Here is a 13,729-nt window from a genome sequence, read left to right as displayed (position 1 = left end):
CAGGGACCGGGCGCGGCTGAAAGCAAATGGTCCGGCCGCCAATCGACTCAGGGTCGTTCGCCGGTATAGATCGCGCGGGGCCGGATCAATTGACCACTGGCGCGTTGCTCAAGCGCGTGGGCGATCCAGCCAACCGACCGGCCGATGGCAAACAGCAAGAAGGCGGTGCCCGATGGCAAGTGCAAATGCCGCCGCAGGGCGACCAGCGCGAAATCAATCGATGGCTCGGTGCCGGTCAGTTCCCTGACTGCAGCGACAAACTGGGCTGCTTGCGGAAGATCGGGAAGAACCTGTTCAAGCAGCGCCTTCGCGCGAACATCGCCATCGGGATAGAGCGGGTGACCAAAGCCAGGAATGGTCTCGCCGGCTTCGAGACGCCGCTGGAGGCTGCCTTTGACATCGTCCGGATCGAGCCCGTCCCAGACCTGTTCCACTCGTGCCGTCATGGCCCCGTGCTTGATCCCGCTTAACGCCGCGAGTGCTGCAATGATTGCCGCCTTCAGCGACGCGCCGGTGGACGCCACGCAGCGCGCGGTGAAGCTCGATGCGTTGAGTTCATGATCGGCGCACAACACCAGCGCCCGGCGGATCAGATCAGCATCTTGTGGCGATACCCGCCAGCTTTCGGCCAGTTGCTGGTGAATCGCGACCGATCGCGGTGCTTGTCTGAGCGCCGTGGCTGTCAGGATGCGCACCAGATCGCCCGATCCTTGCGCCAGCATCTTGGGATCGCGGCGCCATGCCGAAGTAGGGTCTTCGCTTGCGGCAACCGCAAACAACGGCAACAGGGTGTCGCTGGCCGGTGCCATGCCGACCTGGCTGCAGAGGCTGGCATAGGCCTTGAGATTGCCCGGTGCCGCGTGCGGGAAGGCTGTCTCTTTCTCCATCTGCCAGAGCAGTGCTGCAACGTCCTCCAGATTGCGGGTTTGTGAAAGTTCAACGGCGTCGTGACCACGATAGCTCAGGCGGCCGTTTTCAATCAGCGTTACCGCCGATTCCAGCACCGGCATGCCCCAGTCGAGCGTGGCGCGAGCGATTTCCTTTGGCTTGCGGCCGCGCCGGCGGGTGGTGGCCAATTGCTCGACGGCTTCGGCGAGGTATCGGCTCTGGCGCGGGTCCGGTGCGGGCACGGCGCGCAGCAGGCCACGGCTGACATAGGCGTAAAGGGTTTGCCGCGAGACGCCGAGGCGTCGGGCGGCCTGTTCGGCGGTGAGGTATTCAGCCATGGCGAGCATCTCGATAGTTGATTTATATGATCAATATTGACGATATGATTGTTTCGAGCTTGTGTGAAGGCCTGAACGCAAGTCGGGAGTTCGCCATGACGATTTCATCAACATCAGACCACCAGGGCGCCAGGTCGATGATTGCCACCTTGTCGGCCGCTCTTGGTGTCCCGGACCATGCCGCTGCGGATCTGCAGATAGAGGGCGCGGGATCGCTGCCGTCGGTCTTCGCGGTCAGCGATTTTGCCGTCGCGTCGGTGGCCACGGCAGGGCTGGCGCTGGCCAAATGGATCACGCTGCGGTCGGGTATGCAGCCGGTGACGTGTGTGGACCGGCGGCTGGCCTCGCTCTGGTTCGGGTTTTCGATCGCCCCGCAGGGCTGGGATCTGCCATCCGTCTGGGACGCGGTTGCGGGTGATTATCGTGGCTCTGACGGCTGGATAAGGCTTCACACCAATGCGCCGCATCACCGTGCGGCGGCATTATCGGAACTGGGCACGGACGCCGATCGTGACGCGGTTGCCGCAGCGGTTTCCAAATGGCCGATTGATGATCTGGAAACCGCGATTGTCACCCGGGGTGGCTGTGCGGCGGCAATGCGCAGTCTCGATAAATGGCGTGTGCACCCACAGGGCGCGGCAGTGCTGGCAGAGCCGCTGATGCGTGTCGAGAGGACAGCGGGTGGAATGATGCCAGAGCATGGGCTTGACCCGGAATTTGATCCTGCGCGACCACTCGCCGGCGTGCGGGTTCTGGACTTGACCCGGGTGCTGGCCGGGCCGGTGGCAACGCGGTTTCTGGCCGGCTTTGGTGCAGATGTGCTGCGCATTGATCCGCCATCGTGGGATGAAGGCGCGGTGATCCCGGAAGTGACACTGGGCAAGCGCTGTGCACGGCTGGACCTCAAGGACCCGGCTGACCGGGCGCGTTTCGTAGCGCTGGTGGAGAAATCCGATGTTCTTGTGCATGGCTACCGGCCGGATGCGCTGGAAAAACTCGGTCTTGGTGCCGAAATGCGCGCGCGGACCCGCCCCGGACTGGTTGACGTTTCGCTTGATGCCTATGGCTGGAGCGGGCCCTGGGCCAATCGGCGCGGGTTTGACAGTCTGGTGCAGATGAGCTCCGGCATTGCGGCGGAAGGTATGGAGCGTACCGGATCGGAAAAGCCGGTGCCTTTGCCTGCGCAGGCGCTCGACCAGGGCGCCGGCTACCTGCTGGCGGCGGCGGCGTTGCGTGGGCTGGTGTTACGCCAGAAGGATGGTCGCGGTTCGCGCTGGCGCACGTCGCTGGCGCGGGTTGGCGGGTTTTTCGCGAGCTATCCGGGTGTGGCTGACGCCATCGCGATCGGCAAGCCGGAAGCGGATGATTATGCCGAGGCCACCGAACTCACCATCTGGGGGCCTGCATTGAGGCTTCGTCCGCCTCTCAGCCTCAGCGGGACCAGCATGGCTTGGTCTGGTCCAGCAGTGGAGCTAGGCTCGTCACAGCCGCAATGGCAGGGCGCGAACTGACGTGTGTCTGAACGTAAGAGACACGCGATTGGTGGTAAAAAATTGCCGTGGATCGCTTGCTATCGAGCAAAAACATGCCAGTTATGTTCAGCCGGTTGTCTGGCGCGCCAGAGGAGATCCGCTTTGCGGATCGGCATCCGGACTATATCGCTTGAGACTGTACCGGAGTGGCGCAAGGAACCGCCGCCTCGTTTTGTTCAAATATGGAGGAACCCTCGATGATCAGCATCAACCGCAGAAACCTTGTTGCCCTGATGGCGGCGAGCGCCATGGGCCTGTCGTTGGCCCCGGCCAAGGCCGAACAGTTCGTCAATATTCTCACAGGGGGAACATCGGGCGTCTATTATCCGCTCGGCGTCGGCCTGTCGAAGATCTACGCCGAGAAGATCGAGGGCGTGCGCACCCAGGTGCAGTCGACCAAGGCATCGGTGGAAAACCTCAATCTGCTGCAGCAGGGCAAGGGCGAACTGGCGCTGGCGCTGGGCGATTCCGTCAAGCTGGCCTGGGAAGGCGATGCGGATGCAGGCTTCAAGGCACCGCTCGACAAGCTGCGCGGCATCGCAGCGGTCTATCCCAACTACATCCAGATCGTTGCCTCGAAGGAATCCGGCATCAAGAATTTTGCCGATCTGAAGGGCAAGAGCCTGTCGGTGGGTGCTGCCAAGTCCGGCACCGAGCTCAATGCGCGCAAGATCTTTGAGGCGGCCGGCATGTCCTATGACGACCTGTCGAAGACCGAATATCTGCCGTTCGCTGAATCGGTGGAATTGATCAAGAACCGCCAACTTGACGCGACGCTGCAGTCGGCAGGCCTCGGGGTTGCCTCGATCAAGGATCTGTCGACCTCGCTCGATATCCAGATGGTGGCTGTGCCCGAAGAAGTCGTCACCGCGCTTGGCGCTCCCTATATTGCGGCCACCATTCCGGCAGGCACCTATGAAGGACAGGACAGCGATGTCGGCACCGTGGCGGTGGTCAACTTCCTGGTGACGCATTCGGACGTCAGCGACGATCTCGCCTACGAGATGACCAAGCAGTTGTTTGAAAACCTCCCAGACCTGGAAGCCGCGCACAAGGCGGCCGCGCAGATCAAGCTGGAAAATGCCGTCAAGGGCATGCCGCTGCCGCTGCACCCGGGCGCGGAGCGTTACTACAAGGAAAAGGGCATAATGTAAGTCCGGTCAAACAACCGGATAACATCAGCTGATTGCCGTGGCGGGGTTGGAATTCTGACTCCGCCACGGGGCCTATATGATGCCTTTTGGGAGAACACCGCATGGCAAGAGACCAAGCCGCGCATCAGGCCGCGGAGGCCGATATCGACCTCGGTCTGCATGATCCGCTGGCCGAGAGCTTTCCGCAAACGCCCGAAGGGCGGCTTTTGTTCTGGATTGCGCTGGTGTTCTCGGTGTTCCAGATCGCCACCGCCGCGCATATCATCGATTTGGCGAGCCAGGTGGTGCGGGCGATCCATGTCGGTTTCCTGTTGCTGCTGACCTTTCCGCTGGTCGCTGCCGCGCGCAATGCCGGCCCGGCAGTCAAGACATTGGCCTGGCTATTGGCCGGTTGCGGCGTCGCCGTGGCGTTTTACCAATGGTATGAATATACCGAACTGCTGCTGCGCGCCGGCGATCCGCTGCAGCGTGATATCGTCATGGGCGTAATTGCGCTCACCACCGTATTTGTCGCCGCCTGGGTGATCATGGGCCCGGCGCTGCCGATCATTTCCGGTGCATTTCTGGCCTACTGCCTGTTCGGCGAATATCTGCCGTCGCCGCTCAATCACCGTGGCTATGATTTTGCCCAGGTGATCGACCACATGGCCTATGGCACCGAGGGCATCTACGGTATCCCGATCTTCGTTTCCTCAAGCTTCATTTTCCTGTTCATCCTGTTTGGCGCGTTTCTTGAAAAAGCCGGCATGATTCAGCTTTTCACCGACGTTTCGCTGGGGCTGGTGGGGCACAAGCGCGGCGGTGCCGCAAAGGTTTCGGTGATCTCTTCAGGCCTGATGGGGACGATTTCCGGCTCCGGTGTCGCCAATGTGGTGACCACCGGACAATTCACGATCCCGTTGATGAAGAGTTTCGGCTACCGCGCGGCTTTTGCCGGCGGGGTGGAAGCGACCTCGTCGATGGGCGGGCAGATCATGCCGCCGGTGATGGGGGCGGTGGCCTTCATCATGGCCGAAACGCTGGGCGTCGAATATTACGAGGTCGTCCAGGCCGCGATCATCCCGGCGTTTTTGTATTTCGCCTCGGCGTTCTGGATGGTGCATCTGGAGGCCGGCAAGCACAATCTGGTAGGCTTGGCGAAGGACCAATTGCCGTCGCCGATGAAGGCGCTGCGAGAGAACTGGTATCTGCTGCTGCCGCTGTTGATGCTGATCTATCTGCTTTTTTCGGGCTACACGCCGCTGTTTGCCGGAACCGTCGGGCTGGCGCTCACCGTTCTGCTGATCCTCGGCGGTTCTGTTGCGCTGGGCCTTCCTGCGGGCGCGATCCGGACCATCTTCTGGATCGGGCTGGGGCTGGTGGCCGCCGCCTTCCTGCAATTTGGCATTCATGTGATCCTGGCTGCGGTGCTGGCGCTGGTGGCCTGGAACGCGGTCAGCAAGGGCGGGCGCGAAACGCTGGCGATCTGCAGGGATTCGCTTGCCGAGGGTGCCAAGACGGCGCTGCCGGTGGGTGTCGCCTGCGCGATTGTCGGCATCATCATCGGCACCATGACGCTGACGGGCGCTGCCAACACATTCGGGCAATATATCGTTTCGGTAGGCGACAAGAGCCTGTTCCTGTCGCTGCTTTTGACGATGATCACCTGTATCGTGCTCGGCATGGGGATCCCGACTATCCCCAACTACATCATCACCTCGTCTATCGCCGGGCCGGCGCTCTTGGAACTGGGTGTGCCGCTGATCGTCAGCCACATGTTCGTGTTTTATTTCGGCATTCTGGCCGACCTGACACCGCCGGTGGCGCTGGCCTGTTTCGCGGCTGCGCCAATTGCCAAGGAGAACGGGCTGAAGATTTCGATGGAGGCGGTCAAGGTGGCTGCCGCGGGCTTCGTGATTCCGTTCATGGCGGTCTACACACCGGCGTTGATGCTGCAGGATGGCGGGCCGCTGGCAGCCGAAATCGGTTACGTGCCGGCGGTGATCTATATCGTTGCCAAGACGGTGCTGGCGATCGGGCTGTGGGGAGCTGCGGTGATCGGCTTTCTTGGTGGACCGCTGGGCTGGCCGCTGCGCGGGCTTGCTGCGCTGGCGGCATTCACGCTGGTTGCAGCATTGCCGTTGACCGACGAGATCGGCTTCGCTCTGGCGGCAGCGTTTGCGGTGCTGGCCTATCTGCAGATGCGCAGACAGGCGGAGCCGGCGTAAATGGCACTCGCGCTTTGCGTCAGCGCTGGCGGCAAGGCGCTGGTGATCGCCGCCACGCTGTTTAATCTTTCCTGGACCCATTCGGTTGAAAAGACCGAATGGCGCGAAGACTGGCGGGTAATGCCGGGAGGGCTGGAACTGGTCGAGGCGCGGGTCAAGGGATCGGGTGCGGGTATGGATCCCGGCGAGGGCGCGCGACTTGAAGACGGCTGGTGGATCTGGGCGCCGGAACTGCCGGCTGTGCCCGAACTCGTGCTGGCGGCCTCCGGCGCCACCGTTTCGGCCTGGACGCTGTGCCATGCCGGCGGGTGTGAAACGCTGGGTGGAGCGGCCGGTGAACCAATCCGGATCGCACCTTGTGCTGAGCCCTGAAATGCCGCATCGGAACTGCCGATTACCGAGTAAAGACGACAAGCGCGGAATTGCCGCTTTGCCTTGATGGGGTGCTGGCTCTACAAACAATTGAGAAAGGCGAGGTGTGGGGATCCTGAGAAGGATCGCATCCGGCGCTGCGCGATGCACGAGATTGAGGGGATCAACAGCGCATGGGCAGGTTTTCATTTCCGATGGCGCAAGGCCGCGCCGAGGCGCTGGGCGAAATTCACGCGCGGCCGCTGGCGCTGGTCGGACAGTCGCGGGTGATCTTTCAACTGGCGTTCCTGACCGATGGCGGAGCGGCGGTCGATCACGCGGTGGTGGCCGAACTTGCGCGGGGGCGCGGCGTCGCCGTGCCAGGACGGGAGTCGGCACATTTCGCCATGGGCTGGGGACAGGGAACCCTGCGCTGGGAACGCCATACCGAGTTTTCGACCTATTTCTGGGACGCACCGGCGCCTGAGCGTTTTGGCGACCATCTCGACACACATCCGTTTGGCGACCAGTTTTCGCCGCCGGGCAATCTGATTGCCGGCATACGGCTGGAAGTCAGGCCAGAGTCGCCTGAAACGCAGGCAGCCCTTGCGACCTTCGATCCGACCAGCCTGTGCCTGAGCGAAGTCAAGGACGGGCAGGCGCTGATTGCCACCGATTTCCGCCAGGATGGCGACGGGCTGACCCGGATTCTGGTGGTCGACAGGGGCATGACTGACGCCGGGCGCGGGGCGGTGGTGCAGCGGTTGCTCGACATCGAGACCTACCGAACGCTGGCGACATTGGGCCTGGCGCTGGCGCGGACGCTGTCGCCGGAAATGCGCCGCATCGAGGACGGCCTGACAAAGACCACGCAGAGCATGAAATCCGGCGCGCGTGAAAATGCCGACAGCCTGCTTTCTGAAATCACCGAGCTTGCGGCGGAACTGGAAGCCAGCGCCGCGCTCAGCCTTTATCGTTTTGGCGCCAGCCGGGCCTATTACAACATCGTGCGCGAACGTATCGCTTCGCTGGCTGAAACCGGCCAGCCCGGTTCCGAGACGATCGGCGCGTTCCTGGAAAAGCGGCTGGCGCCGGCAATGCGCACTTGCCAGTCGATCGAGGAACGGCAGGCCAACCTGTCGCGCAAGCTGGCGCGGACCACGGCGCTGCTGCGCAGCTGGATCGATGTCGAACTGGAACGGCAAAACAGCGCGCTGCTCGGCTCGATGAACCGCCGGGTCAAACTGCAACTGAGGATGCAGCAAACCGTCGAGGGGCTCTCGGTGGCAGCAATTTCCTATTACATTGTCGGCCTGTTCGGTTATGTCGCCAAGCCACTCGACAAATTGGGGCTGCCGCTGAGTTCAGGCGTGTTGTCGAGCCTGTTCGTGCCGATTGCGATTGGCTTTACCTGGATGATGGTGCGCTCGGTCCGCAAGAAACATTCGCTTGAGGATGAGGCGGAGACTGTCGATGGCGAATAGAGCCGCGCGGTAGGGCTGCCGTGCAGCCTACCTCCTCATCACTACCCTAGCGGCATCTTGTTTTGCAGCGCGTAGCGCGCAAGGATGGGTGAGCGGCTGAGGAGCGGTGGTTCGGGAGGATGCATGACGGAGAATGCGGCGCGCGGCAAGTTCGCGCTGATCGGCGCCGGGCCGATGGGGCTGGCTGCGGCGAAGACGCTGATCGAGCAGGGAATCGGCTTTCAGGGGTTCGAGATCCATGACGATGTTGGTGGGCTGTGGGACATCAACGGCCCGCGCTCGACCATGTACGAGACCGCGCATCTGATCTCGTCGAAACGGATGACGGAGTTTGCCGATTTTCCGATGGATGAGGATGTTGCCGATTATCCCTCGCACCGGGAATTGAAGACCTATTTTCGCCGCTTCGCCGATCATTTCAAACTGCGCGAGCATTTTCTGTTCAGGACCGAAGTACTTTCAGTAACGCCGCTGTGCGGAAACGGTGAAGGCTGGCGCGTCGTCTGGCGGAACGCGGAAGGCCAGGAGCAACAAGCCGAATTTGCGGGCGTGCTGATTGCCAACGGCACCCTGTCGGAACCCAATATGCCGGCGTTCAAGGGATCGTTCTCCGGCGAACTAATGCATTCGAGCCGTTACCGCGATCCGAAAGTGTTTGCCGGCAAGCGGGTGTTGATTATCGGCGCTGGAAATTCCGGCTGCGACATCGCCGTGGATGCGATCCATCATGGCCTAAGCTGTGATATCTCGATGCGGCGCGGCTACTATTTCGTGCCCAAATATATATTCGGGCGCCCGGCGGACACGCTGGGTGGCGCCATCAAGCTGCCGATGTGGCTCAAGCGCCGGGTCGACGGCATGATCCTGAAATGGTTTGCCGGCGATCCCTCGAAATACGGGTTTCCGAAACCTGATTACGCCCTCTATGAAGCCCATCCGGTGGTCAATTCGCTGATCCTGTTTCATGCCGGCCATGGTGATGTCAAAGTCAGGCCGGATATCGACCGGTTCGAGGGCAACACGGTGCATTTCAAGGATGGCAGCCAGGCCGATTACGACCTGATCCTGGCGGCGACCGGTTACAAGCTGCATTACCCGTTCATCGACAAGGCGCTCCTCAACTGGCAAGGCGATGCGCCGCATCTGTTCCTCAACTGCATGCATCCCGAGCGTGACGATTTGTTCGTGCTGGGCATGGTCGAGGCCTCGGGGCTGGGGTGGCAGGGCCGGCACGAACAGGCGGAAATGGTGGCGCGCTACATCGCGAGCATCAGCAAGGGCATGATGGCGGCCAAGGCGCTGCAAGCGGAAAAGGCAGCCGGTTTCAAGCGGGCGACTGGCAGTATGAATTATATCGACCTGCCGCGGATGGCCTACTATGTCGACAAGGTCACCTACAGGACTGCGGTCACAAGCTGGATAGCGGCTTTGAAAGACGGTGCCAAATGACCGATATCGACGTTATTCGGCTGAATTTCAGCCCCGGCAGCCTGTTGCTGCTCAATGCCATCCTGTCGATCGTGATGTTCTCGATCGCCCTCGACCTGAAGCCGGTAGATTTTCGCGCCCTTCTGCGTGCGCCAAGAGCGCTCGTGACTGGCCTGGTTTCGCAATTTGTGGTGCTGCCGGCGCTGACATTCCTGTTGCTCTTGGCCACCAATCCGCGCCCCTCGATTGCGCTGGGTCTTGTTCTGGTGGCGGCCTGCCCGGGTGGCAATATTTCCAATTTCATCACCCATCGGGCGGGCGGCAATACGGCGCTGTCGGTGTCGATGACCGGGATCGCCACTTTCGTCGCGATCGTGCTCACGCCTGTCAACGTGGCGTTCTGGGGCAATCTCTACGCACCGACACGGACGCTTTTGCGGGAGACTGTGGTGGACCCGGTGTCGGTCGCGATTACCGTGTTTTTCATGCTGATCGTGCCGCTCGTTCTCGGTATTCTGCTCAACGCCTGTCGACCAGCGCTGGCGGCCCGGATCCGCAAGCCGATGCAATCACTGTCGATGGCTATCTTCATTGGCTTCATTGTGCTGGCGCTGGCAGCAAACTGGAATTTCTTTCTTGGCTATGCGGCGGCGGTGGCGGGGCTGGTCGTGCTGCACAACGGACTGGCGCTGGCAGGAGGCTACCTGACCGCGACCCTGGCGCGGGTGTCGGACTATGATCGCCGTGCGGTGACGATTGAAACCGGCATTCAGAATTCGGGCCTTGGGCTGGTGCTGATCTTTGCCTTTTTCGGCGGGTTGGGTGGCATGGCCGTGGCGGCGGCATTCTGGGGCATCTGGCACGCGATCTCCGGTCTGGTGCTGGCGTGGCTCTGGTCGCGCAGCGAGGCTGAACGATGAGCCGGGTGCTGGTGACAGGCGCCGCGGGTGCGGTGGGGCAGGTTCTGCTTGATGAACTGGCGGGTGCTGGCACCCAAACGCTGGCGACCGATATTCGCACACCGGCGGCCTTGTCGGATGGCATCAAATTCGAACTGATGGACGTGCGCGGTGATGAGGTTGAGCGTGTGATCGCGACGTTTAGACCGGAGGTGATCGTGCATCTGGCCTCGATTGTTTCGCCGACGCGGGCAATGACACGCGAATTTGCTCATCAGGTCGATGTGATGGGCACCCGGAAGGTGCTTGATGCGGCACTTGCGCATGGCGTCAGACGGCTGGTCGTAACCTCTTCGGGGGCGGCCTATGGCTATCATGCCGACAACCCGGTGCCGCTGAGTGAAAGCGACCCGGTGCGCGGCAATCCTGAATTTGCCTATTCAGACCACAAGCGCCAGGTCGAGGAAATGCTGGCCGAGGCAAGAAGTCTGCATCCCGAACTCGAGCAGGTGGTGCTGCGGGTCGGCACCGTGCTGGGCGGGGGGCTCGAAAACCAGATCACCGAACTGTTTCATCGCCCCCGGCTGATTGCGGTGCGGGGCTCGGACAGCCCGTTTGTGTTCATCTGGACGCGCGATCTGGCGCGCATTCTGCTGCGCGCGGCAGGCGAGGGGCCGGCGGGCATTTTCAATGTCTGTGGCGATGGTGCGCTGACGGTGAGAGAGATCGCCGAAGCGCTCGGCAAACCGGTGCTGAACCTGCCGGTATGGCTGCTGAAAGCCGCACTCGCCGTTGCCCGGCCGATCAAGCTGTCGCGCTATGGCCCGGAACAGGTGCGGTTTTTGCAATACCGGCCGGTGCTCGACAATTCGGCGCTGAAAAATGTGTTCGGCTACAGCCCGGAACTGACGAGCCGCGAGACGTTTGAATTGTGGCGCAAGGCAGCGGGCTTGTGAGCCGGGTCGCGGTGATCAGCGGTGGCGCCGGCGGGTTGGGGCAGGCGTTTGCGGCAGAGCTTCTCAAGGAAGATTGGCGCTTGGTGCTGATTGATCTGCCCGTGGCGTTGGCTGCTCTTCCGACAGGCGACGAACGGATCGAACAGGTCGCCTGCGATCTCACCGATGAGGCCGCGGTGGCGGCAGTCTGCGCTGACATCTCAGTTCGCTATCCGGCGCTTGATCTGGTGATCCACAATGCCGGGATAACCCAGATCGGCCTGTTTGACGAAACCACGCTGGCCTCGCAGCGGCTGGTGATGGAAATCAACTATTTTGGCTCGGTACGGGTGGCGGCCGGTCTGCTGCAGGCTGTGCGGAGGGCGCGGGGAACCCATATTGCGGTCTCTTCCGTGGCGGGGTTTGCACCGCTCAACAGGCGCACTGCCTATGCCGCCAGCAAGCACGCCATGAACGGCTTCTTTCAATCGCTGGCGACAGAGGAAGCCGAATACGGCGTCGGCGTGGTGGTGGCGGCGCCATCGTTCGTTGCCACCAATCCGGGCCGCTTTGAAACCGGGATTGCGGGCATTGGCCGTCCAGGGGCTGCGACCGACGGGTTTGACGAAATCAGCCCTGCGCAGGCCGCGAAGACAATTCTGGATGGATGGCGCCGTGGCAAGCGTTTTATTCCGGTGGGGCGTGTGGCGTGGATGGCCTGGATGATCAACCGACTCTCGCCGGGGCTTTATATCCGGCTGATGAGGCGGAAAATCCGCAACTAATGAGTTAGGCAAGTGGGAGTTGAACATGAATCTGGCTGAATGGCTGGTACGCAGTGCACGGGTGCACCCAGACAATCCGGCGCTGTATCTGGGAGGCGAGATGCGCGCCGATTACCGCGGCTTTGCCCGAGCCGCGGGCGGCATCGGCGCCGGGCTCGCGGAACGTCACGGGATCAAACCGGGCGACCGGGTGGCGATTTTTGCCAAGAACCATCCAGCCTATCTCGAAGCGATGTTCGGGATCTGGTTCGCCGGCGCTGCGGTGGTGCCGATCAATGCCAAGCTGCATCCGCGCGAAGCTGCCTATATCGTCGAAAATTCTGGCGCCACCGCCGTGTTTGCCAGCCAGCCGCTGGGAGACGAACTGGTGCAGGCGCTGGAACAGCGGGCGCCGACGGTAATCGATCTGGCGGGAGCGGAATTCGACGTCTTGCGCGAGGTCCAGCCATTTGCCGAGCCGGTTGCGCGTGATGACGATGACATGGCCTGGCTGTTTTACACCTCCGGCACCACCGGTCGCCCGAAGGGAGTGATGCTCAGCCACGGCAATCTGCAGGCGATGGCGTTTTCATATTTTGTCGATGTCGACGAGGTGTTGACCAGCGATGCCGCGCTCTATGCCGCGCCGATCAGCCATGGTGCGGGGCTCTATTGCATCCAGCATGTGCTCAAGGCTGCGCGGCATGTGGTGCCGGTGTCGGCCGGGTTTGAACCCGGTGAGATTTTCGGTCTGGCCAGGGAACTCGGCGGCATCCACCTGTTTGCGGCGCCGACCATGGTCAAGCGGCTGGTCAGCGGTGCGCGCGCAAGCGGCTATGATGGCGAGGGCATCCGCACCATCGTCTATGGTGGCGGGCCGATGTATCTGGCCGACATCATTGATGCTGTTGAGGTGCTGGGGCCGCGGTTCTGCCAGATCTACGGGCAGGGCGAGAGCCCGATGACGATCACCGCGCTTAACCGTGCCGCGGTCGCCGACCGCTCGCATCCGCGCTGGCGCGAGCGACTGGCCTCCGTCGGCATCCCCCATGCTTGCGTGGAGGTGCGTATTGTCGATCCCGACGGCGTCGAGTTGGCGACCGGTGACACCGGTGAGATCATCGTGCGCGGCACACCTGTGATGGCCGGTTACTGGGGCGACCCCGAGGCCACGGCCAGGGCGTTGCGCGACGGCTGGTTGTGGACCGGCGATATGGGCAGTCTCGATGCCGACGGGTTTCTCACGCTCAAGGATCGATCCAAGGATGTGATCATATCCGGTGGCACCAATATCTACCCGCGCGAGGTAGAGGAAGCGCTGCTCATCCATGAGAGCGTGCGCGAAGTCAGCGTGATTGGCGCGGCCGATCCGGAATGGGGCGAACGGGTAATTGCCTTTGTCGTGATAGCTGCCGATGCCGTGGTGGATGCGGAGGCGCTCGACCGGCATTGCCTAGACCATATCGCCCGGTTCAAACGCCCCAAGACCTATCGTTTCGTCACGGATTTACCGAAGAACAATTACGGCAAGGTGCTCAAGACCGAGTTGCGGGCGCTGCTGGCCGAGGAGCCGTCGACCGGCTTATCGTAGCCGGGCCGATTGCGACCCGAAGATCTTTTTCTCTGTCGCCCTCGTTGTGCCGTGACCACTGCGGGTTGGTAATGACTATCGTCAGAGTGAGTGTCAATCAATCAATCGATTGATTGACATGCTTGCCTGTGCTATGTTCCCTGTCGAATAAGGACAAC

General features: G+C 61.9%; 11 protein-coding genes. 10 read left to right on the top strand and 1 reads right to left on the bottom strand.

Annotated elements, in window-relative coordinates:
* Positions 1 to 47 precede the first annotated feature (47 nt).
* A complete protein-coding gene (locus tag OEG84_RS07280) occupies positions 48 to 1,226 on the bottom strand; it encodes a citrate synthase family protein (RefSeq protein ID WP_267653125.1) in 1,179 nt (392 codons plus the stop codon).
* A 95-nt stretch (positions 1,227 to 1,321) separates the two neighbouring features.
* Between OEG84_RS07280 and OEG84_RS07275 the strand changes: the two genes are divergently transcribed.
* From OEG84_RS07275 to OEG84_RS07230, 10 genes are all read left to right on the top strand, one after another.
* Positions 1,322 to 2,737, top strand: coding sequence for a CoA transferase (locus OEG84_RS07275; protein WP_267653124.1), 1,416 nt, complete (start codon positions 1,322 to 1,324; stop codon positions 2,735 to 2,737).
* Positions 2,738 to 2,955: 218 nt separating this feature from the next.
* Entirely contained in the window at positions 2,956 to 3,912 is a 957-nt protein-coding gene (locus OEG84_RS07270; RefSeq protein ID WP_267653123.1) for a TAXI family TRAP transporter solute-binding subunit, read from the top strand.
* Between the two features lie 101 nt (positions 3,913 to 4,013).
* Positions 4,014 to 6,119, top strand: a complete 2,106-nt coding sequence (locus OEG84_RS07265) for a TRAP transporter permease (RefSeq protein WP_267653122.1) — start codon at positions 4,014 to 4,016, stop codon at positions 6,117 to 6,119.
* Positions 6,120 to 6,491, top strand: a complete 372-nt coding sequence (locus tag OEG84_RS07260; protein ID WP_267653121.1) for a DUF1850 domain-containing protein — start codon at positions 6,120 to 6,122, stop codon at positions 6,489 to 6,491.
* Positions 6,492 to 6,664: 173 nt separating this feature from the next.
* On the top strand, positions 6,665 to 7,954 hold the full coding sequence (locus tag OEG84_RS07255; protein ID WP_267653120.1) for a DUF3422 family protein: 1,290 nt from the start codon (positions 6,665 to 6,667) through the stop codon (positions 7,952 to 7,954).
* A gap of 123 nt (positions 7,955 to 8,077) precedes the next feature.
* Positions 8,078 to 9,403 carry a flavin-containing monooxygenase gene (locus OEG84_RS07250; RefSeq protein WP_267653119.1) on the top strand — a complete coding sequence of 442 codons (1,326 nt, stop codon included), beginning with the start codon at positions 8,078 to 8,080 and terminating at the stop codon, positions 9,401 to 9,403.
* Positions 9,400 to 10,302 carry a bile acid:sodium symporter family protein gene (locus OEG84_RS07245; protein ID WP_267653117.1) on the top strand — a complete coding sequence of 301 codons (903 nt, stop codon included), beginning with the start codon at positions 9,400 to 9,402 and terminating at the stop codon, positions 10,300 to 10,302. Before OEG84_RS07250 ends, OEG84_RS07245 begins: the two co-directional genes overlap by 4 nt.
* Positions 10,299 to 11,237: an SDR family oxidoreductase gene (locus tag OEG84_RS07240; RefSeq protein WP_267653116.1), complete on the top strand. Its 939-nt coding sequence runs from the start codon at positions 10,299 to 10,301 to the stop codon at positions 11,235 to 11,237. Before OEG84_RS07245 ends, OEG84_RS07240 begins: the two co-directional genes overlap by 4 nt.
* On the top strand, positions 11,234 to 12,001 hold the full coding sequence (locus OEG84_RS07235) for an SDR family NAD(P)-dependent oxidoreductase (protein ID WP_267653115.1): 768 nt from the start codon (positions 11,234 to 11,236) through the stop codon (positions 11,999 to 12,001). Before OEG84_RS07240 ends, OEG84_RS07235 begins: the two co-directional genes overlap by 4 nt.
* Before the next feature lie 25 nt (positions 12,002 to 12,026).
* A complete protein-coding gene (locus OEG84_RS07230) occupies positions 12,027 to 13,571 on the top strand; it encodes an AMP-binding protein (protein WP_267653114.1) in 1,545 nt (514 codons plus the stop codon).
* Positions 13,572 to 13,729: the final 158 nt, after the last annotated feature.

The sequence above is a fragment of the Hoeflea algicola genome (assembly GCF_026619415.1).
Classification (GTDB): Bacteria; Pseudomonadota; Alphaproteobacteria; order Rhizobiales; family Rhizobiaceae; genus Hoeflea; species Hoeflea algicola.
Note: the sequence above shows the minus strand (reverse complement) of the source record. Positions and strands in the feature narration are given on the sequence as shown.

What these genes read in the sequence shown, in the direction of transcription:
- OEG84_RS07245 (WP_267653117.1), top strand. Translation starts at nt 9,400, where the DNA reads ATGACCGATATCGACGTTATTCGGCTGAATTTCAGCCCCGGCAGCCTG.
- OEG84_RS07265 (WP_267653122.1), top strand. Translation starts at nt 4,014, where the DNA reads ATGGCAAGAGACCAAGCCGCGCATCAGGCCGCGGAGGCCGATATCGAC.
- OEG84_RS07255 (WP_267653120.1), top strand. Translation starts at nt 6,665, where the DNA reads ATGGGCAGGTTTTCATTTCCGATGGCGCAAGGCCGCGCCGAGGCGCTG.
- OEG84_RS07250 (WP_267653119.1), top strand. Translation starts at nt 8,078, where the DNA reads ATGACGGAGAATGCGGCGCGCGGCAAGTTCGCGCTGATCGGCGCCGGG.
- OEG84_RS07260 (WP_267653121.1), top strand. Translation starts at nt 6,120, where the DNA reads ATGGCACTCGCGCTTTGCGTCAGCGCTGGCGGCAAGGCGCTGGTGATC.
- OEG84_RS07240 (WP_267653116.1), top strand. Translation starts at nt 10,299, where the DNA reads ATGAGCCGGGTGCTGGTGACAGGCGCCGCGGGTGCGGTGGGGCAGGTT.
- OEG84_RS07275 (WP_267653124.1), top strand. Translation starts at nt 1,322, where the DNA reads ATGACGATTTCATCAACATCAGACCACCAGGGCGCCAGGTCGATGATT.
- OEG84_RS07280 (WP_267653125.1), bottom strand. Translation starts at nt 1,226, where the DNA reads ATGGCTGAATACCTCACCGCCGAACAGGCCGCCCGACGCCTCGGCGTC.
- OEG84_RS07270 (WP_267653123.1), top strand. Translation starts at nt 2,956, where the DNA reads ATGATCAGCATCAACCGCAGAAACCTTGTTGCCCTGATGGCGGCGAGC.
- OEG84_RS07230 (WP_267653114.1), top strand. Translation starts at nt 12,027, where the DNA reads ATGAATCTGGCTGAATGGCTGGTACGCAGTGCACGGGTGCACCCAGAC.